Source organism: Streptomyces thermocarboxydus (assembly GCF_024760485.1).
Classification (GTDB): Bacteria; Actinomycetota; Actinomycetes; order Streptomycetales; family Streptomycetaceae; genus Streptomyces; species Streptomyces cellulosae.
Window position 1 is genome coordinate 3,393,047 of record NZ_CP058273.1, and the last position, 18,935, is coordinate 3,411,981.

At 74.0% G+C, this 18,935-nt stretch carries 16 protein-coding genes and 1 tRNA gene; 11 read left to right on the top strand and 6 right to left on the bottom strand.

Annotation, left to right across the window (positions count from 1 at the left end):
- Positions 1–39: 39 nt before the first annotated feature.
- Genes AY578_RS15620 through AY578_RS15630 form a run of 3 tightly spaced genes read left to right on the top strand, consistent with a single transcriptional unit; the run spans position 40 to position 7,738 of the window.
- On the top strand, positions 40–4,470 hold the full coding sequence (locus tag AY578_RS15620) for an AAA family ATPase (RefSeq protein ID WP_258902822.1): 4,431 nt from the start codon (positions 40–42) through the stop codon (positions 4,468–4,470).
- Positions 4,471–5,853, top strand: coding sequence for an esterase/lipase family protein (locus tag AY578_RS15625; protein WP_210635374.1), 1,383 nt, complete (start codon positions 4,471–4,473; stop codon positions 5,851–5,853).
- 13 nt (positions 5,854–5,866) lie between these two features.
- Complete coding sequence (locus tag AY578_RS15630; protein WP_258902823.1) at positions 5,867–7,738, top strand: pentapeptide repeat-containing protein; 1,872 nt, start codon at positions 5,867–5,869, stop codon at positions 7,736–7,738.
- 28 nt (positions 7,739–7,766) lie between these two features.
- Here the strand turns inward: AY578_RS15630 and AY578_RS15635 are convergent, their stop codons facing one another.
- From AY578_RS15635 to AY578_RS15655, 5 genes are all read right to left on the bottom strand, one after another.
- A complete protein-coding gene (locus tag AY578_RS15635) occupies positions 7,767–9,518 on the bottom strand; it encodes a copper resistance CopC/CopD family protein (protein ID WP_258907356.1) in 1,752 nt (583 codons plus the stop codon).
- Between the two features lie 137 nt (positions 9,519–9,655).
- Complete coding sequence (locus tag AY578_RS15640) at positions 9,656–10,426, bottom strand: SDR family NAD(P)-dependent oxidoreductase (protein WP_258902824.1); 771 nt, start codon at positions 10,424–10,426, stop codon at positions 9,656–9,658.
- Positions 10,423–10,902 (bottom strand): cupin domain-containing protein, encoded by a 480-nt coding sequence (locus AY578_RS15645; protein WP_258902825.1) that lies wholly within the window; start codon positions 10,900–10,902, stop codon positions 10,423–10,425. The genes AY578_RS15640 and AY578_RS15645 overlap by 4 nt, the downstream gene beginning before the upstream one ends.
- The gene (locus AY578_RS15650; protein ID WP_258902827.1) at positions 10,899–11,507 is read right to left on the bottom strand and encodes a GNAT family N-acetyltransferase; all 609 of its coding nucleotides are present in this window, start codon (positions 11,505–11,507) and stop codon (positions 10,899–10,901) included. The genes AY578_RS15645 and AY578_RS15650 overlap by 4 nt, the downstream gene beginning before the upstream one ends.
- Positions 11,500–13,593 carry a penicillin acylase family protein gene (locus tag AY578_RS15655; RefSeq protein WP_136239734.1) on the bottom strand — a complete coding sequence of 698 codons (2,094 nt, stop codon included), beginning with the start codon at positions 13,591–13,593 and terminating at the stop codon, positions 11,500–11,502. The genes AY578_RS15650 and AY578_RS15655 overlap by 8 nt, the downstream gene beginning before the upstream one ends.
- A 48-nt stretch (positions 13,594–13,641) precedes the next feature.
- Between AY578_RS15655 and AY578_RS15660 the strand changes: the two genes are divergently transcribed.
- The 4 genes from AY578_RS15660 (at position 13,642) to AY578_RS15675 (ending at position 16,281) form a co-directional block, all read left to right on the top strand.
- Complete coding sequence (locus AY578_RS15660) at positions 13,642–14,391, top strand: siderophore-interacting protein (protein WP_258902831.1); 750 nt, start codon at positions 13,642–13,644, stop codon at positions 14,389–14,391.
- A gap of 44 nt (positions 14,392–14,435) precedes the next feature.
- Positions 14,436–15,038, top strand: a complete 603-nt coding sequence (locus AY578_RS15665) for an HhH-GPD-type base excision DNA repair protein (protein WP_019527026.1) — start codon at positions 14,436–14,438, stop codon at positions 15,036–15,038.
- Between the two features lie 193 nt (positions 15,039–15,231).
- Complete coding sequence (locus tag AY578_RS15670; RefSeq protein WP_004943146.1) at positions 15,232–15,528, top strand: type II toxin-antitoxin system VapB family antitoxin; 297 nt, start codon at positions 15,232–15,234, stop codon at positions 15,526–15,528.
- Positions 15,529–15,660: 132 nt separating this feature from the next.
- Positions 15,661–16,281, top strand: a complete 621-nt coding sequence (locus AY578_RS15675) for a LytR C-terminal domain-containing protein (RefSeq protein WP_161231589.1) — start codon at positions 15,661–15,663, stop codon at positions 16,279–16,281.
- A 38-nt stretch (positions 16,282–16,319) separates the two neighbouring features.
- On the opposite strand, the gene upp is transcribed toward AY578_RS15675, so the two are convergent.
- A complete protein-coding gene (gene upp, locus AY578_RS15680) occupies positions 16,320–16,955 on the bottom strand; it encodes a uracil phosphoribosyltransferase (protein ID WP_019527028.1) in 636 nt (211 codons plus the stop codon).
- Positions 16,956–17,093: 138 nt separating this feature from the next.
- On the opposite strand from upp, the gene AY578_RS15685 reads away from it, so the two are divergent.
- The 4 genes from AY578_RS15685 to AY578_RS15700 all read left to right on the top strand — a co-directional run bounded on the left by AY578_RS15685 (position 17,094) and on the right by AY578_RS15700 (position 18,897).
- Entirely contained in the window at positions 17,094–17,330 is a 237-nt protein-coding gene (locus AY578_RS15685) for a hypothetical protein (RefSeq protein WP_026244155.1), read from the top strand.
- A gap of 403 nt (positions 17,331–17,733) precedes the next feature.
- The gene (locus tag AY578_RS15690) at positions 17,734–18,270 is read left to right on the top strand and encodes a tRNA adenosine deaminase-associated protein (RefSeq protein WP_019527030.1); all 537 of its coding nucleotides are present in this window, start codon (positions 17,734–17,736) and stop codon (positions 18,268–18,270) included.
- Positions 18,271–18,335: 65 nt separating this feature from the next.
- Positions 18,336–18,767 (top strand): tRNA adenosine(34) deaminase TadA, encoded by a 432-nt coding sequence (tadA, locus tag AY578_RS15695; protein ID WP_234008107.1) that lies wholly within the window; start codon positions 18,336–18,338, stop codon positions 18,765–18,767.
- Between the two features lie 45 nt (positions 18,768–18,812).
- Positions 18,813–18,897 (top strand) — tRNA-Ser (locus AY578_RS15700).
- The last annotated feature ends 38 nt before the right edge of the window (positions 18,898–18,935 follow it).

Here is an 18,935-nt window from a genome sequence, read left to right on the forward strand (position 1 = left end):
CCGGCTTTACAGAACACCGAGGACCGTTTTTCCCGCCTGGTGGGCACGGTCGCCGTACCGGAGTACACGCATCCGGACCCGGCGGAGCGGCAGCGGCTGAACCGGCCGCAACTGGTGGAGGTGCGGGACCGGTTCACCCGTACGGTGCGGGAACGGCTCGGATTCCGGGCCACGCTGCGCGCCGACCGGCGAGGGGCGACCCGGCAGGAACTGTGGGCCGGGCTGGAGGAGTTCCTCACCGACGGTGCCGAGCAGAAGATCCTCTACTGGACGGGGCACGGCGTCCAGCGCCGTGACGAGGGCTACTTCCTCGCCTGCGCCGACTCCTGGGGGTCGGGGGAGTTCGACCCCGACAAGGCCGTTCCTCTCCTCGATCTGGTGGGCTTCCTGCTACGGCCGGAGTTCGAGGCGGACACCCTGCTGATCGTCGACGCCTGCTCCTCCCGGAGCTACAACTCGCTGACCGAGGCGGTGCGCCATGCCGTGGAGCTGCAGCGCGACCCCGCGGTGGTTCGGGCGCAGACAAGCAGACGAAAGGGTTTCGCGGTCATCGGCACCTCGGGGGCGGACGCCCAGGTGCCGGCCGGCCGGTGGGTGACGTGGCTGGAGGAGGCGCTGGCCAAGCCGGACTTCACGGCGGACGACGCGTCCCGCCCGTTCGAGCCGCAGGCGCTGTATCTGCCACTGCCGTACCTCTGCCAGGCGGTGGACGCACGCGCCGCGGACGACGGGCTGGACGAACCGGAGCAGCGGCCCGGCTGCTGGGAGATCCGGGCGCTGCCCAACAGCTTCCTCGCCAACCCGTATCACCAGCGGTCCGACCGGCGCGTCTACATGCCGGCCGCGCTGACCCGGCGGAAGCCCTGGATCGAGGCCGAGCAGTTCGGCCTCGAGGACAACAGCCACCTGCACCGGCACTTCGCAGGCCGGCGGGACGCGCTGAGCCGGATCGTGCGCTGGATGGACACCCATCCGCAGGGAATGCTCGCGGTGACGGGCCTGGCGGGCACGGGAAAGACCGCGCTGCTGGGCCGTCTCGCCCTCACCTCGCTGCCCAGCTGGCGGGCGGCCCTCGGTCCCGGTCTCGACCCGGCGACGCTCCCCCGGACGGGGACGGTCCACGCGGCGCTGAGCTGCCAGGGCCAGTCCGCTCACTCGCTCGCCGCGCAGCTGCGGGAGGTCCTGTCGGCGATCGACGGTGCGCCGCCGCTGCCGGAGGAGCCGGTGACCTCGGAGCGGTTCACGGACGCCTTCGAGCAGCTGGTGGGCCAGGCGGGCTCGGTGAACCTCCTCTTCGACGGGCTCGACGAGGCCCTCCCCGACCAGGCGCACGCGATCGCCCGGCACGTCCTCGGCCCGCTGGCGAAGACGCTCGGTGTCCGGGTGGTCGTCACCACGCGGGCCCAGCCCCGTCGGCGCACCACCGCTCCCTCGGACGAGGAGTCGCTGCTGGACGCCCTGGAGCTCAGCGTCGAGCCCCTGGTCCTGGGAGACGACGCGGAGGCCCGGGCCGGTATCGCCGGCATGGTGCGGTCCGTCCTGGACACGGAGGGCTCCCCCTACCGGGGCGAGGCGCGGCAGGAGGACCGGGAGTGGACGGCGGAGATCGTCGCTCAGCGGAGCCACGGCTCGTTCCTGGTGGCCCGCCTGGTCGCCACCGGCCTCGCCCGGCGGCCCACGGTCGCCTCCGAGACGGACCTGACCGCGTGGCTGCGCGACGGCGGCACGGACCTGCGGACCCGGCTGGCGGAGGAGACGGCCCACCTCGGCGAACAGCCTGGCGCCCAGCGTGCCCGTGAGGTGCTGCGGGCGCTCGCTGTGGCCCAGGGCCCCGGGCTGGCGCAGGACCGGTCTTGGCGGACCCTGGCCGACGCCCTGCGCGAGCCCGGTACAGGGGAACTCACCGCGGGGGACGTCCGGGAGGTGTGCCGGAGCGCGGGCGGCGGCATCGTTGCCGCCCAGCAGAGCGGCCGGCACACGGGGACCCGGTACCAACTGGCCCACCCGAGTTTCGGTGACTTCTTCCTCGCCGACGCCGGGCTGACCACACGCGAGGCACACCGCCGGGTGCTCGACGCGCTGCGCGCCCGCGCCGGCGGCGACTGGAGCAGGGCCGACGACTACACCCTCGAGTACCTGGGCGCCCACGCCGCGCAGGTGGGACCCGAGGCGCTGCGTGAGCTGTTCGAGGACGTGGACTTTCTGCTGCGCACCAACCCGGACGTCATGCTGCCGCTCGCGGCGGGCCTGGCCCGCGACTGTGACGGCGCCGCGCTGTACGGCCGGGTCGCGGGTTCGTTCCCCCGGGCGTCGGGCCGGGTGTCCGACCCGGTGCTGCTGGAGCGGAAGGCGCTGCTCAGTGCCACGGCGTTCGTCAGTCACCGCGACGGGACGTTCCGGATGCTGCGCCGCGAGGTCCGTTTCCTCCCCTGGGAGGAGTACTGGACCGACATGCCGCCCGACCCTCCAGAATGGCGCCGCGTGGCACCCTCCGGCGGGGCCCGGGCCCTGAGCTGGCGCGCCGGCGGCGGACCGGACGGGCCGGCCCGGGCGGACACCCTGACCGCGGGCGGACTGGGGGAGATCCACGTCCTGCATCCGGAGTCGGGGGCCCGGCTGCTGACACGGCGGCTGCCCCGGAGCGGCGCCGGACGCGGACGTCCGCTGAGCGAGGTGCGCGAGGTGGGCGCCGGCGCCCGCTGGGCCACCGTCGCCCGCGACGACCAGTCCGTGTACTTCTGGCACGCGGGCGCCAGGATTCCCGGCCAGGAGTACCGGTGGGGCGGCAGCGTACGTGCGCTGTCGGCGGCCCAGCTGGGCGGCGAGTGCGTGGCCCTGGCGGCCGACGGCGACCGGCTGTGGGCGTGGTCCTGGCACGGCGGCAGCCAGCTGGACACCCGGCTGGCACAGGTCCGCACCGGGGACGTCCGCCAGCTGGCGGTCCTCGTCCTGGGCATGCGGATGTTCGTCCTGACCGCGGGCGCGGAGCGGGTGGAGCTGCTCGAAGTGGTCCTCTCCCGGCACCGGGGCGCCGGCCTGCGGACGTGCGCGGCCGACGTCGGGGTGAGGATGGCCGCGCCGGCCATGGCGGCCGCGGCGTTCCCGGTCTCCGACCGGGAGGGTTACCTCGCCGTCGCCGACGGCACCGCCGTGCACGTCCTGCGCTGCGAGGCCGCGCCCGGCGGCGAGCCGGTCCTGCGGACCGTGTGGAGCCACCCGTCGAACACGCGCGGCCTGGTCTTCGGGCGGCGCGGCGACGAACTGCTGCTCGCCGGGTACGAGGAAGTCGCCGTGCGCGTCTGGTCCGTCGAGCGTGAGGACCGTCGGGCCACCATCGCGCTCGACGCGCCTCGGGAGGGCGCCATGGCGTTCGAGCCGAACGGCCAGGGGCTGCTGGCGATCGCCGATGGCCCCTACATCCGCGTGGTGGACGTGGCGCCCGCGCTGGAGTCCGGTCACGGAAGCCGGAGGCGGCCGAGCAACGAACGCCCGGTCCTCTCCCTCACCGGCGCCCCCGAGGGCCCGCCCCTGCTGTGCCGGGCGTGGCACGACCGGGTCCGGGTCTCCCGCCCACGGCAGGGGGACCCGGCGTCGCTCCCGGCCACGGAGCTCGTACAGGACGGGCGGATCGTGACAGCCGTGGACGCGGTCAGGACGGCGGACGGCTGGATCGTGGCCGCGGCCGCGGAGCGGTCCGTGCGGCTGTGGCGGCTCGACGACGGTCTGGCGGTGGTGACCCATCGGGACATCCCCCTCCGCGGTGACAAGGGCATCCCCGCACGCTCGCTGAGCCTCGTCGCAGCCCCGGACGGCACCACGCTGCGCCTGAGCGTCGCGGACGACCGGCGTCTGGTACGCCACGAGATTCCCGCCGGCCTCTCGTCCGCGGGGGCCGCGCTGCCCGTGATCCCGGCCGACCGGGGATTCTGCGGTATCGACGTGAGGGTCCTGCGCGACGGTTCGTACTGGACGGCGGGTGACCTGAGCGAACAACTGCGGGTCTGGACCGAGGGTGCGCAGGGCGTCCATGAGCATGTCCGGCTGACCGCCCACCCGTCCTGCCTCGCGCTCGGGGAGCACTACGACGACGAGGACGACGTCTCCATGCCCCTGCTGGCCTGGGCGGACCACGGGAGCGTGTACGTCAAGAACTGCCACGGCGACGGGAGTCCTCACCCCCCGGAACGGCTGCCGGGCGTCTTCCCCGACGTCACGTCCCTGGTGTTCGCCGGCCCGGTGGAGGAGCCGGTGCTGCTGGTCTGCACGCGGGAGTCGGTGTCCCGCCCGTGGGACGTGTGGTCCCAGCGGTGGCTGGACGGCACGGGGATCACCGACAGGGGGTATGCCGTGCACGCCGTCGCGACCGCGACGGACGCGGAGGGGCTGGTGATGGCGCTGCAGGGTGAGGACCGGTGCGATCTGATCCGGCTGCCGCACGCGTTCCTCGGCGCCAGGACAGGGGGAGAGTGAATGGAACACGATCTGGTGGTCTTCGTCCCGGGGTTCCTCGGCACCCGGCTGTGCCGGGACGGCCAGGACGTCTGGGCGCGGTGCAGCGAACGGCTGCTCGACTCGGCCGCCTCGGCGCTCACCGAGGTGGCCCTCCCGCCGGGACTGGGTGACGCGCTGCCCGACGACCCTCACCGTCTGGACGCCGGGGGGCTGCTTCAGGTGCCGGACTCCGTCCCTGGGCTGCTGTCCTGCCTCGGGTACCCGGAGCTCCGAGCCGCTCTCGGGGATCCGCCGAACGCGCAGTTCGTGCCGTTCGGGTACGACTGGCGGCTCTCCCACCGGCTGGTGGCGCGGCAGCTGAAGGAGCGGGTGGCGCGCGAACTCGACCGCTGGCGGGCCGAGGCCGACGCCCACCACCCGGACCGGCCGGACGATCCGCGGGTCATCCTGGTCTGCCACGGAACGGGCGGCCTGGTCGGGCGGCACTACCTGGAGTGCGAGGACGGCCGGGAAACGGCACGGACCCTGATCACCCTGGGCACCCCGCAGAAGGGGCTGGTCCAGGCCGCCCGGCTGCTGGCCGGCCAGGCGGTTCCCGGCGAGGCGGGCGCCCACGGGGACGTGGCCGCCCGGCTCAACGAGGCGCTGCGCGAGTGGGCGCTCGGTCTGCCGTCGGTCGCCGAGATGCTGCCGGTCTTCCCCTCGTTGCGTTCCGAGGGAGGAAGGCACGAGCGGATGCTCACGCAGCGCCCGGTGCCCGGGCTCCCCTCCGAGGCCGTCCACCAGGCGCTGGCTTTCCACGAGGAGTTCCGGCTGGCCTGTGACCGGCACGCGCGGTCGGGCCCTCGCCCGTACGGGGTGCACTGCCTCGGCAGCATCGGCTTCCCGACCTCCGAGGCCCTCGTGCTCCCGGCCGGTCCCGGCGGGGACGTTCTCGCCGACGACCTGCTGGGACCCGGTGACGGCACGGTTCCGCGCCGGTCCGCGCTCGCGGAGTGGACCGGTGCGGAGCCGATGCTGTGGACGGGTTTCCGCAACGCGGACCTGGCGAGCGCCCCGGCTCTCCGCGACACGATGCTCGCGGTCCGCAGAGGGCTCCCGCCCGGCCAGAGCCTGGCCGGCGCGGAGGGCATCGTCCTGCACTTCCCGCGTGACGCGGTCGCCGCGGGCCGCCCGTTCGTGATCGAGCTGCTGGGGCACGACCTGCCGCAGCGTGATCTGCGGACCCACATGTGGCGTTCGGGCCGCATCCGCGAGAAACAGCCGGTCGTCTTCAGCGAGTACGAGCCCGACCGCTACCGGGCGGTGCTGGAGGCGGCCCCCGGCCGCTGGGTGGTCGAGGCGCTGGTCGACCGGCCGAAGGGGCACGACCGGAAGGACCTCACGGTCGTGGCGGTATGAGACGGGGGCGGGCATGACCGGAACCGACACCGAGGCGTGGCCGCGCTGCGGGCACTCGGCAGGCGGTGAGCGCTGCCCTGGGCGCCGGGTGGACCCGTACACGGCCTGTCTCGCACATCTGGACAGCGCCGACCTCGCCGCTCACCTCGCCGCGCTGCGGCCCGGAGCCGACCTCGATCACCGGGGGACCCGCTTCACGCAAGACCTTCTCGACGAGCTCCTCGCACCCCTCAGGGACCCGGCGACGGGACGGGCCCGGGTGGGGAAGGCGGACTTCGACGAGGTGCGGTTCACGGGCGAGGCGGAAGTCCGGGACGTCGAGTTCGACGACTGCTGCTCGTTCGCGTCGGCGGTGTTCGACGCGATGCTGCATCTCCGTGAGGTGTGCACGGGGGGCGACCTCCAGCTGTCCAGGGCACGTGTCGCGGGAGACGTGTGGCTCGACAACACCCGGGTGGCCGGGGACGCGTGGTTCAACGAGGCCCGGTTCGAGGGGACGCTGCGCTTCTGTGTGGAGAGGGTCGGGCGTAGCGCGAGCTTCAGGAGCCTGACGTGCGCGGAGGCATACTTCGAAGGCGTCGACTTCGAACGAGGTGCCGATTTCACGGGCATGCGCGTCGCCGGGAAGGCCTCCTTCGAGGGGGCGCACTTCAAGAAGGGTTCGGCCTGCTTCGACAAGGCCGGCATCGAAGGCGACATGCCCTTCGACGGGGCGCACTTCGCACAGAACGTCACGTTCCGGGACGCCACGATCGGCGGTGACCTGTCCTTCCTCAACGCCACTTCGGAGGCCGACGTGCACTTCCGGCGGACGGCCTTCCGGCGTACCGCTGTGATCGGCCCTCTTGTCTGCCCCGGGACGGTGGACTTCTCGGACGCCGTGTTCGAGAGCGCGGTGACGCTGGAGGTGGCGGCCAAGGAGGTGCGCTGTCTGCGGACCCGGTGGGGGTCCACCGCGGCGTTGCGCCTGCGGCACGCCGACGTCGACCTGACCGACGCGGTGCCGGCGTTCCCGGTGAGCGTCGTCGGCCGGCCACGACCGTTCGCCTCTCCGGAGGGGGAGATCGCGGAACCGGGCCTCACCCCGAAACAGGTGAGCGTCGTCTCGGTCAAGGGCGTGGACGCGGCGTACCTGGTGCTGGCCGACGTCGACCTGACCCGGTGTCTCTTCGTCGAGGCGGTGCACCTGGACCAGCTCCGTCTCGAAGGCCGGTGCCGCCTGGCGGAACCCCCCGGCGGGCCGCGCTGGATCCACCGCCGGACCCTGGCCGAGGAACATCACTGGCGTGCGCCCCGGTACCGCGGCTGGACCGCGGCGCCGGACAACAACGAGCACCACTCCCCTGAGGTGCTGGCGCCGGTCTACCGGCAACTGCGCAAGGCTCTCGAGGACGGCCGGAACGAACCCGGGGCGGCCGACTTCTACTACGGCGAGATGGAGATGCGCCGCCACAGCGACTCGGCCTCGCGCGGGGAGCGCACGCTCCTGTGGCTCTACTGGGCGCTCTCCGGCTACGGCCTGCGTGCCACGCGCGCTCTCACCTGGTTGCTGCTGGCGATGACGGCCACAGTGTTCGCGATGATGCTCTGGGGGATCCCGAAGACCGATCCCGACCCGGTCAGCGAGGGCACTGCCGACGGCCGGCGCATCAGCCTGACGACCAAGAAGCCGACACCCGTCAATCCGGACGGCCCTCACGCGCAACGCCTCTCGGGCGAGCGGTTCGAGAAGTCCCTGCGGGTGGTGGCCAACTCGGTGATCTTCCGTGCCTCGGGGCAGGACCTCACCACCACCGGCACCTACGTCGAGATGACCGCGCGGCTCGTCGAACCGGGTCTGCTCGCCCTCGCGCTCCTCGCCGTGCGCAACCGTGTGAAGCGCTGACCTCGACCGGCCGCCGCGCGGATCACCGTCACCGGGTGATCCGCACCCCCCGCTCCACCGTCACCTGGTCGACGTCCGACACCCGCACCGTCAGCTTCATCGTCCAGGCGCCCTCCAGGGGGAGGGTGAGGTCGTTGGTGGCCCAGTAGCCGCCCCTGTCGGTGAGGCCGGCGTCGATGGGGCCCACGTCCTTGGACGGGAGGGTGAAGGTGACGCGCAGTTCCGGGACGGCGGTCAGGGCGCCCTGGGGGCCGAAGACCACCGCCTGGAGGCCGTTCTCGCCGACGCGGCCCGGGTCCATCGTGAGCTGGATCGTGCCGCTGCCGCCGGGCGTCCCCGTGTCGTAGGGGACCGTCAGCGCCTGCGCGCCGGGCAGGCCCGCCACCTGCGGCTCGGGCGCCTTCGCGGCCTCCGCCTCCGCCCGCGAGGGCAGTGTGCCGGTCAGCACCGTGGTGACCAGCAGGACGACCACCGCGACCACCACCTCCGCCAGGACGGAGTGGCGCAGGGCGCGGCGGTGGGCGGCTTCCGGTTCGGCGGCGGTCGCGTGCGTCACGTGCGTGGTCCTCGGTTCGGGGGGCGGGCCCGTCGCGCCCACCAGTTGCGGTACGTGTTCCTCGGCCGCCGCCGGGCGGGCCGGCAGCGCCGTCCAGCGGCGGGACAGGGCCGCCGCGAGCAGCAGGAACACCGTCGCCGCCAGCTTCACAGTGAGCGTGCGGCCGTACGCCGTGTCCGTCAGGGCGGACCAGGAGCCGAGCCCCCGCCAGGACTGGTACGCGCCGGTGACGACCAGGACCGTCACCGACGTGAACGCCAGGCGGGAGAAGCGGGTCACCGTCTCGTACGGCGGCGGTGTCCGCGCGCGGTGGAGGGTGAGCAGGAGGGCGGTGAGGCCGCCGAGCCAGGCCGCCATCGCCAGCAGGTGCAGCACCGACGACGTCATGGCCACCGGCACCTGGATCCCGGCCGACGCGTGCTCCGCCGACGCCCACGTCAGCGCCAGAGCGACGGCGAGAACCGCGCCCGCCGTCACACGGGTGCGGTGCGCGGCACGACGCAAGAAGGGCACGAGCAGCGCCGCCGTCAGGAGCAGCAGCACGCGGGTCATGAGGGCCATGCCCGGGCGGCCGCTCAGCGTGTCCGGGAAGCTCGACAGGTCCAGTGCCGTCCCCGGCGACGTCCCCTTCTCGTACGGCGCCCGCAGGATCAGCAGCCCCGCCGTCGTCACCAGCAGCGTCCACCAGCCGAACAGCAGCGGCGCCCGCAGCGGGCCCGTGTCCGGCGGGCGGCACAGGGCCGCGAACGCCGCCGTGCCGATGAGCAGCGCCGCCGCGATGTACGCGAGGTAGCGGCCGGTGTCGTACAGGCTCTTCGTGACCGGGTGTTCGGCGTGGTCGGCGGGGGCCGGGGGCGGGGTGGGGGACGGTTTGCCGACGGAGAAGGTGAACGCGCCCGAGACCGGGTGGCTGTCCGCCGAGACCACCCGCCACGCCACCGTGTACGTGCCCTCGTCGAGGCCCCGGGGCAGTGCGGCGCGGGCCGTGTCGGCGGCGCCGGCCGCGTGGTCGGGTTCCTCCATGTGGACGCGGCGGTTGTCGGGGCCGTAGATCCGGAAGGAGTCCTCGAGCAGGCCCACGGACTCGGTGAACGTCAGCGTGATGTGGGTGGGCGCCGTCCTGACGACGCTTCCGTCCTCGGGGTCGCTGGCGCGCAGGGCCGCGTGGGCGCTCGCCGGGGCCGCTCCCGCGAGGAGGAGCGTCAGCAGGCTGCCCAGCAGCACCAGCGCCCGTATGCACAGGGACCGGTCATCTGTCGCCCCGTCGTGCCGTCGCTCCACGTCGTACCCGCCTCCCGGCCGTTCGCCTCCGGTGGAGTACGGACGGGACGCGCGGTCCGCTCAATGCGGCGGTCAGGGATTCACCAGGTCGGGCGGGACGTCGCCCCTCCGTCGACCACCAGGTCGTGGCCCGTCACCCAGGACGCGAGCGGGGAGGCGAGGAACACGCAGGCGTCGCCGACGTCCTCCGGGCGGCCGAGGCGGCCCACCGCGGACGCCTCCCGCCAGCGGCGTACGCCCTCCGGCCAGGCGTCGGACAGGCCCTCCCGGTCGATCAGGCCGGGCGACACCGCGTTGACGCGCACGCCCCAGGGGCCGTACTCCAGGGCCGCCGAGCGGGCGTGCATCACCACCGCGGCCTTGGACGCGCCGTAGTGGGCGTGGCCGGGAGCGGGGAAGCCGGCCTCGACGGAGGCGATGTGGGTGACGGAGCCGCCGCCCTGGTCGCGCATCAGCCGTGCCGCCGCCTGGGTGCAGGCGAAGACGGCGGTGAGGTTGGTGTCCACGACCGCGCGCCAGTCGGCCGCCGTCATCCCGGCGAGCTCCTGTACGGGCTGGACGCCCGCGTTGTTGACCAGCGCGGTGAGCCGGCCGCCGAACCGTTCGGCGGCCTCCGCGACCAGCCGGTGGCAGGCGTCCTCGTCGGTGAGGTCGGCCTTGAGGACGACGGCCCTGTCGCCCGCGTCCCGGATGGCGACCGCCGTCTCCTGGGCGGACGCGACGGAGGTGCGGCAGTGCAGGGCGACGGCCGCGCCCTCCTCGGCGAGCCGGCGGGCGATGCCCCGGCCGATGCCGCCGCCCGCGCCGGTGACCAGGGCGACCTGGCCGTGCAGCAGTCCCCGCCCGCTCATGGGCGGCCCAGTTCCGCGACGAGGTCCGCCCGGTCGGGGTAGCGGGCGGCCAGTTCGGCCGGGTCGCCGTGTTCGTAGCCGTCGTAGGTGAAGCCGGGGGCCATCGTGCAGCCGAAGAGGGTCCAGGAGCCGCCGTCGGCGACGCGGGCGCCCATCCAGGTGCCGGCGGGGACGGTGAGCTGGACGTGCTGGCCGGCGAGCACGTCGGGGCCGAGGACCGGGGTGCTGCTGGTGCCGTCGGGGGCGAGCAGCAGCATGCTCAGCGGGTCGCCGAGATAGTGGTGCCAGGTCTCGTCGGCGGGCAGGCGGTGCAGGGCTGAGTAATCGCCGGGTGCGTCGGTGAGCAGGGCGACGATGGCGGTGCCCTCGGGGCGGCCGTCGGGCCGGGCGGGACCGGCCCAGGTCTGCCGGAATCGGCCTCCCTCCCGGGGGATCGGCTCCAGTCGGAAGTGGGCGACGAGGTCGTCGGGGGTCACCCTCCGAAGGCTACCTCCCGGGTGAGGAAAGCGAGTTGTGCGTGCTTCTCCGGGAGGTACACGTCCGGCAGGTCGACCTCCGGCAGCACCACCCGGGGCCCGGTGACGAAGCCCTGCCGCGCGAACCGGGTGATCGCCTTCTCGTTGGCGACGTCCGGGTCGACGACGATACGCCGCCGGTCCAGACCCAGCAGGAGGTACGCGGTGACGGCGGCCGCGAGCCCCGCGGTCCAGCCGGAGCGGCTCCCGCCCGGCTCCGGGGGCGCGAGCAGCAGGTGCATGCCGATGTCGCCCGGCTCGACGGGGTAGCACTCGCCCACCCGGTCGGCCTCCGGCTCGTACGTCTGGAGCAGTCCGGCCGCCTCGCCGTCCTTGACGAGGAGGTACGCGTGGTGGGTGTCGAGGGTCTCCATGTGTGCGTAGACGTCGAGGACCTGCTGCTCGGTCAGGCCGTTCATGCCCCAGAACACGGCGCGTTCCTCACTCACCCAGCGGTGCAGCAGGGGCGCGTCGGCGGCCGGGTCCAGCGGCAGGACGCGCACGGTGCCGAAGCCGCCGGCCGTCTGCTCGTGGACGGCCGGGCGGGAGGCGTACGGGTCAGACATCGGTCTCCTTCGTCAGTCTCGCCCAGTCGGTGACGACCGGGGCCAGGTCTCCGGCGAGCCACAGCGGCTGCTGGTCGCGGTGGTGGGGCGAGCCGGGGCGGCCCGAGGCGCCGTGCGGCACGACCCAGCGGCTGTCCTCGCGCCGGGCCAGGTCCCACACGTAGCGGGCGGCCGGGCCGCGGGCGGCGAGGTCGGTGACGCCGGGCACGGCGGAGGTGCACAGGACGCAGTCGTGGTCGCCGGACAGGCCGGGTTCCTCCCGAGGGTCCTCGGGCGGCAGGGCCCGCCAGGGCGCGAGGCGGTGGGTGTCGCCCCAGGTGCCGGCGGGCGGCGCGGCGGCCACCTCCTCCAAGGCGGCGCGGACGACGGCGGGGCGGTCGATGCCGAACAGGTCCCGCGCGGAGAGCAGATGCTCCAGGGCGAACCCGATGCGCGGGACCAGAGCGAGCCAGGGGCGGAAGACATCCGGGTACGGCGGCGGGGTCGCGGCGGCAGCGAGGGCGGGCTCGGCGGCCAGTCGGCGTACGACCGCGCTGCGCAGGGCCGCGAAGACGGCCGCGTCGGCGCTGCCGGCGTCCATGTACCGGTCCCAGGCGAGCAGCCGCGCGCGCAGGGCGGACGCGGGGCCGGTGAGTCCCGGGGTGTCGAGCGCGGCCAGGTGGTCCAGGAGGGGCGCGGCGGAGGCGAGGTGGGTGTCGGAGTGGATGGCGGCCATGTCGGCGGCGGACCAGCGGTGCCGGCGGGCGAGCAGGGCGGCGATGCGGCGGGCGCGGTGCGGCGGGGCGAACTCCACGCCGAGCGGGGCCGCGGGACCGCGCTGGTTGGCCATCACGGCGAGACCGTCGTCCAGCCCGGCGCGGGGCGTCTCGTGCCAGCCCCGCCACTCGTGCCCGGGCTCCCACGCGGGCACCAGGCGGACGCGGTTGGCGTCGGAGCGCACGGGGACGCGGCCGGCCACCCGGTGCAGGGTGCCGCCCTCGGTGTCGGCGGCGAGGACGACGTTGACGGGCTCGGCCCACAGATCGGCGGCCCGGTCCACGTCGGCGACACGGCGGGCCCGCAGCAGCGGCAGCAGGGCGCCGAAGCCGAGGTCGCCGGTGACGCGGGGCGGATAGCGCAGGGCCACGGCGAGCGGGGGCTCCCCCGGCTCGGGCACCTCCCCGTCGAGGCCCTCGGGGCCGCCGATGACGACGGGCCCCCGCTCGGTCTCGACGACCTCCACCTCGACGGGGTCCTCGCCCGCGACCTCGACGGTCTCGGTGTGCCGGGCGGCCCGCCGCCAGACGCCGTCCGGGCCGAGCGCCTCGATCCCGGCGCCGGTGCGGCGCAGCCGCTCGCGGTAGAGGTCCTGGTAGTCGGCCATGGCGTTGGTGATGGCCCAGGCGACCGTGCCGGTGTGGCCGAAGTGGGCGATGCCGGGGACGCCGGGCACGGCGAGGCCGACGACGTCGAACTCCGGGCAGGCCAGCCGGATCTGCTGATAGACGCCGGGGTCCTCGATGTAGCGGTGCGGGTCGCCGGCGACGACCGCCTGCCCGGTGACCGTGCGCTCCCCCGCGACCAGCCAGCCGTTGCTGCCGGACGTCCCGGGGCCGTCGGCGGCGAACAGGCCCACCGCGTCCGCCCCGAGGCGCGCGGCGGCGTGGTCGCGCCACAGCTTGGCGGGGAAGCCGGCGAAGAGGAGGTGCGTGGACAGCCACACGGCCAGCGGTGTCCACGGCTCCCAGCGGCCGGGGAGGACACCGGCGCGGGCGAACTCCGGGGCGTCATGCCCGTCGAGGCCTTCGTTGACGCCGGTGACGTACGCCCGGAGCCAGTCGGCGGTCTCCGGGTCGCGCTCCTCCAGGCGGGCGAGGCAGCGGCGGGCGGTGTCGGCGACCCGGGCGCGCCGGACCAGCACGTCCCAGGACAGCTCGCCCGCGCCGAGGAAGGAGGCCGAGGTGCCCTGGGCGCGGTGGCGCTCCACCTCGATCTGCCAGCCGCGGTCGCGGGCGGTCACCAGGCCCTGAAGGCGCGCGAGTTCACGCATGCCGTCCGCCCGCAGATGGGGAATCCCCCAGGGGTCCCGGAAGATCGCACCGGACACTGTGCCCCCATTTCGATTTAGGTTAGGCTCCCCTAAGTCAACCGTGACGTGACGGAATCGTACGCGAAGGGTGCAGCCGCGACGGGGCGGGGCTGGGAGGGCGCGGTCCTCGGACTGCTGCGCGCGCAGGATTTCGAGTGCACGGTGACCGGCGCCGAGGACGTCACCGCCGGCTGCCGGCGGATCGCCTTCACCGACGGCGGGATGCTGGCGGCGACCGGCGTCCACCCCACGATGTGGGTACGGCTGTGGTTCGACAACGCGGGCAAGCCGCACCAGCGCGCGTACACGCTGGTCGACCCGGACCCGGAGACCGGCACCTTCGCGCTGGAGTTCGCGCTGCACGAGGGGTGCGCCGGCGACTGGGCACGGGCGGCGAAGGCCGGGGACACGATCGAGGCGACCGTGCAGGGCACGGGCTTCGCACACCCGGACCCCTCCCCGTCCCATGTCTACGTGGTCGGCGCCCCCGCCTCCCTCCCTGCCGTCAACTCGCTGCTGGGCGCCCTGGGTGACGCCCCGGCGACCATATGGTTCGAGGGCTCGCTCGACGGGCTGCCGTTCGCGGGCGCCCCCGCACGGCACAGGGTGCGCGAGGCGCCCCGGCGGGACGCGGGCGCGGCCCTGGTGAACCGCGTCCGCGCCGAACTGCCGGACCTGCTGCGCACCTCTGCGGACCCGTACGTGTGGATCGCCTGCGACACCGCGACCACCCGCGCGCTGGGCGCCTTCGTCCGCAAGGAGCTGGGGCTGCCCAAGCAGCGGGTGCAGGCGCTCGGGTACTGGCGCGCGAGCTGACCCGCGACGCGCGATCAACGGGGCGACGCGCGATCATCGGGGGCATGGACGTCACACTGCACCTCGCCCAGGACCCCGACGCCGACCGGCTGCTGGGCCGCAGCCCGCTCGCCGCGCTGATCGGGATGCTGCTGGACCAGCAGATCCCGATGGAGTGGGCGTTCAAGGGCCCGGCGACGATCGCGCAGCGGCTCGGCGCGGACGACCTCGACGCGCACGAGATCGCCGCGTACGACCCCGAGGCGTTCGCCGCGCTGCTCTCCGAGAAGCCCGCGGTGCACCGCTACCCGGGGTCGATGGCCGGCCGCATCCAGCAGCTGTGCCGGTACCTCGTCGAGCACTACGACGGTGACGCCGAGGCCGTCTGGCGGGGCGTCGACGACGGCAAGGAACTGCTGAAGCGGCTCCAGGACCTGCCCGGGTTCGGCAAGCAGAAGGCGCAGATCTTCCTCGCCCTGCTGGGCAAGCAGCTCGGCGTCCGCCCCAAGGGCTGGCGTGAGGCGGCCGGCGCGTACGGCGAGGAGGAGTCCTTCCGCTCGGTCGCGGACATCACGGGCCCGGAGTCGCTGGCGAAGGTGCGGGCGCACAAGCAGGAGATGAAGGCGGCGGCGAAGGCGGCGAAGGCCGCGAAGAAGACGGGGGCGTGACCGGCGCCCGCGGGTCCGACGACCGGGTTCGTACCGGGGGCGGGTATGCGGGCCGGGGGTGGCGAACGGGGCGGCCGGGGAGGGCGCGCGACGGGCGCGCGGACCGTTTTCTGCCGGTTTCCGGCATCTTTTACGGCGGCGTACTGCGTCGCCATGGCTGCGCCCGGAACGTCTCGACCGGTAGGCTTTCCGTGTGATCTTCAAGCGCATCGGAAACGGCCGGCCGTACCCCGACCACGGCCGGGAAAGCACCCGGCAGTGGGCGGACGTGGCACCGCGCCCGGTCCGCCTCGATCAGCTCGTGACGACCAAGCAGCAGCTCGACCTCGAGACCCTCCTCGCCGAGGACTCGACCTTCTACGGCGACCTCTTCGCGCACGTCGTGAAGTGGCAGGGCGACCTGTACCTCGAGGACGGACTGCACCGCGCGGTGCGGGCGGCGCTCCAGCAGCGCCAGGTGCTCCACGCGCGCGTTCTCGAACTCGACTGACACCCGTCGAACCCCCTGGCGGCCCGCTTTGGCCCTTTCGGGTTGGAGTGCACCCAGTCGAATGATCATCTAGTAGGCATAGCAGCTCGGGCGCACTACGCTGCGCTCATGAGCATGCTCACTCCACCCGGCATGGGCGGCCAGTACCGCATCACGGGTGACAAGTACCCGCGGATGCGCCGGCCCCGGCGGCGCGGCAAGCTCGTCGTGCTGACCGTCGTCTCCGCCGCCGTGCTCGGCGTGGGCGGCTGGGGCACGCTGCAGCTCATCGACGTGTTCACCGGCGGCGACTCGGCCGCCGCGGCCGGCACGAAGTCCGCCTGCGGCACCGAGGCCAAACCCTCGGCGTCTCCCGCGGGGGCCGCCAAGCCGCTGCCCCTGCCGAACACGATCACCGTCAACGTGCTCAACGCCACCACGCGCAGCGGGCTCGCCCAGAAGACCGCCGACGAGCTGAAGAAGCGCGGCTTCCGGATCGGCGAGGTCGCCAACGCGCCCGCGACGTTCGACAAGAAGGTCAAGGGCGCCGGCGTGCTGCTCGGTCCCGCGACCGCGCTGGACACGGCGCTGCCGGTGCTGGGCACCCAGCTGGCCGGCGCCGAGCGCCGCACGGACCCGGCCCGCAAGGGCGCCGAGCTCGATCTGATCATCGGCGACACGTTCCGGGGACTCACGGCGAAGGCGGACGCCGACAAGGCGCTGACCGCACTGGCCAACCCCGAGCCGGCGCCCGCCTCGAAGAAGAACTGCTGAGCACGGCCCGCTCAGGGCCGGGCGCGTGAGCCGCGGGGTTACTCCGCGGCTCCGTACATGCGGTCGCCCGCGTCGCCGAGGCCCGGGACGATGTAGCCCAGCTCGTTGAGACGCTCGTCGACGGACGCCGTCACGACGGTGACCGGCGTGCCGGCCAGCTCGCGCTCCATGACCTCGACGCCCTCCGGCGCGGCCAGCAGCACCACGGCGGTCACGTCGTCCGCGCCGCGCTTGATCAGCTCCTTGATGGCCGCGACGAGCGTGCCGCCGGTCGCCAGCATCGGGTCCAGGACGTACACCTGGCGGCCGGACAGGTCGTCCGGCATGCGCGTGGCGTACGTGGAGGCCTGCAGCGTCTCCTCGTTGCGCACCATGCCCAGGAAGCCCACCTCGGCGGTCGGCAGCAGCCGGACCATGCCGTCCAGCATGCCGAGGCCCGCCCGCAGGATCGGCACCACCAGGGGGCGGGGGTGGGACAGCTTCACACCCGTGGTCCGCGCCACCGGCGTCTGGATGTCCACCTGTTCGGTGCGCACGTCGCGCGTGGCCTCGTAGGCGAGCAGGGTGACCAGCTCGTCGGCGAGACGGCGGAAGGTCGCGGAGTCGGTGCGCCGGTCGCGCAGCGTGGTGAGTTTGTGGGCGACCAGGGGGTGGTCGACGACGTGGAGACGCATGGCGTCAACCCTAACCGGGACACGAAGGGTCGGCGTCACCCGCGCGTGGCAAGGGAATGGGGCGCTCGTCACCCCTTCGCTGGCGTCAAACCGCCCGGTCGGGGGAAGGTGGGAAGGACGGACTGGGGTGATGAAGTGATGCCTGAGCAGGAGGATCGTGGGAATCCGTCGGCTTCGGCCGGGGCGGCCGGGGGTTCCCGGGCGACGGAAGGCGCCGGGGGCGCCGTGGACTGGGAGGCCGAGCGTCGACGGCGGCGGGCGCGGTTTCTGAGGGAGCTGGCGGAGGCTCGGGCGTTGCGGGACCGGGTGCAGCCTCGGCGGGCGAAGGCGGCGCGGTTGCGGCATGCGATGCGGATGCGGACGTTTCGCTGGTAGCGGGGTTTTCAGGCGCCGGTACCTGGGGTGGGCCGGGGGGTCTTCGCGCGACCTGGCGCCATCAGGGTGCCGTCGCGCCCACGCGCGCCGCCCTGCGGCACGACTGCCCGCGACCGGCGGGAGCCGCGACACGCGGGTTGCCCCGTAGGCAAAGGGGCCTGGGGTCCCTTTGACGTGCCGCGCTCCCGTGGGCGGGTTGTGCGCGTACGATCCGGTCGTGGTGGTGACAGGCAGGCCGGAGCACGATCGAAACTGCCGGACACAGGCAGCGGAAGACGTCCCCTGACGGCCTTGTTTCTGCCACGATTCCCAGTGGGCGGGGTCTCAGCTCCGCATACCCGCCCGCACGCCTCCGCCGGGGGGACCCCCAACCGGCACGCCTATGACCAGTGGGAGAGTCACGGTGTACTTCGCCGCACTGCTCGCGCGCACCGAAGACGGGTGGGAAGCGAGCGACACAGAGCTCGACGATGTGGAAACCCTGTCGGATCTCGCCGACCTGGCCCGGGAAGCCTCTCCTGACGAGGACACGGTGCTCGTGCTGATCGAGCAGGAGGACGGCTGGTTCGGCGTCGTCCGCGTGGACGGTGAGGAGGATCCCAGGATCTACGTCTCCGACGCCGCGGCGGCCGCCCGCAGCAGCTACGGGGAGATCCTGCTCACCGACGAACTGCTCGGCCGGGAGCCCGGGGACGACGGCCCCGACCTGGACGCCCTCGACCTCGACGGCACCGAGGACGGTGAGCCGGACGACGAGGACGCCGACGGCGGCCCGGCCGCCGCGTCCGGCGAGTCCGTGCCGCACGGCCCCGTCGGGGACGCTCAGGTCCTGGAGGACCTGGGCGTGACCGAGAAGGAGCTGCGCTCGATGACCCAGGACGCGGTCTCGGAGATCGCCGAGGCGCTGGGCGCCTCGGAGGTGCTGGAGACCGTCCGCTGACCGTGCCGACCATCACCCCCGCGCCCGGTCTCCCGGACCCGGTGCGCGACCGCTGGCGGGAGCCGATGCGACTCGCCCTGGACGAGGCCCGCCGGGCCGTCCCGGGCGGGGACGTCCCCGTCGGCGCCGTCGTGCTGGCCGCGGACGGGGTCACCGTGCTGTCCCGCGCGCACAACGAGCGCGAGGCGACCGGCGACCCCACGGCGCACGCGGAGGTCCTCGCGCTGCGCCGGGCCGCCGGGCGGGCCGGGGAGTGGCGGCTGGCCGGCTGCACCCTGGTGGTCACGCTGGAGCCCTGCACGATGTGCGCGGGCGCCGTCCAGCAGTCCCGGGTCGACCGGGTGGTCTACGGCGCCCGGGACGAGAAGGCCGGCGCGGCGGGATCCCAGTGGGATCTGGTCCGCGACCGGCGCCTCAACCACCGCCCCGAGGTGGTCGAGGGCGTGCTCGCCGAGGAGTGCTCCGGGCTGCTCACGGAGTTCTTCCGGGGACGCTGAATACCGATTTCGATCCACGCGCCACCGTGCTGTAAGGTCTCCCTCGGTAGCGTGTCCGAGCGGCCGAAGGAGCTCGCCTCGAAAGCGAGTGTGGCGCAAGTCACCGAGGGTTCAAATCCCTCCGCTACCGCTTCACAAGGGCCCCGTCGTCAGACGGGGCCCTTCGTG

Excerpts from the sequence above, each read along its gene's own strand:
- AY578_RS15685 (WP_026244155.1), top strand. The coding sequence starts at position 17,094 with ATGCCTGAGCAGGAGGATCGTGGGAATCCGTCGGCTTCGGCCGGGGCG.
- upp (WP_019527028.1), bottom strand. The coding sequence starts at position 16,955 with ATGCGTCTCCACGTCGTCGACCACCCCCTGGTCGCCCACAAACTCACC.
- AY578_RS15675 (WP_161231589.1), top strand. The coding sequence starts at position 15,661 with ATGGGCGGCCAGTACCGCATCACGGGTGACAAGTACCCGCGGATGCGC.
- AY578_RS15650 (WP_258902827.1), bottom strand. The coding sequence starts at position 11,507 with ATGTCTGACCCGTACGCCTCCCGCCCGGCCGTCCACGAGCAGACGGCC.
- AY578_RS15665 (WP_019527026.1), top strand. The coding sequence starts at position 14,436 with ATGGACGTCACACTGCACCTCGCCCAGGACCCCGACGCCGACCGGCTG.
- AY578_RS15630 (WP_258902823.1), top strand. The coding sequence starts at position 5,867 with ATGACCGGAACCGACACCGAGGCGTGGCCGCGCTGCGGGCACTCGGCA.
- tadA (WP_234008107.1), top strand. The coding sequence starts at position 18,336 with ATGCGACTCGCCCTGGACGAGGCCCGCCGGGCCGTCCCGGGCGGGGAC.
- AY578_RS15640 (WP_258902824.1), bottom strand. The coding sequence starts at position 10,426 with ATGAGCGGGCGGGGACTGCTGCACGGCCAGGTCGCCCTGGTCACCGGC.
- AY578_RS15625 (WP_210635374.1), top strand. The coding sequence starts at position 4,471 with ATGGAACACGATCTGGTGGTCTTCGTCCCGGGGTTCCTCGGCACCCGG.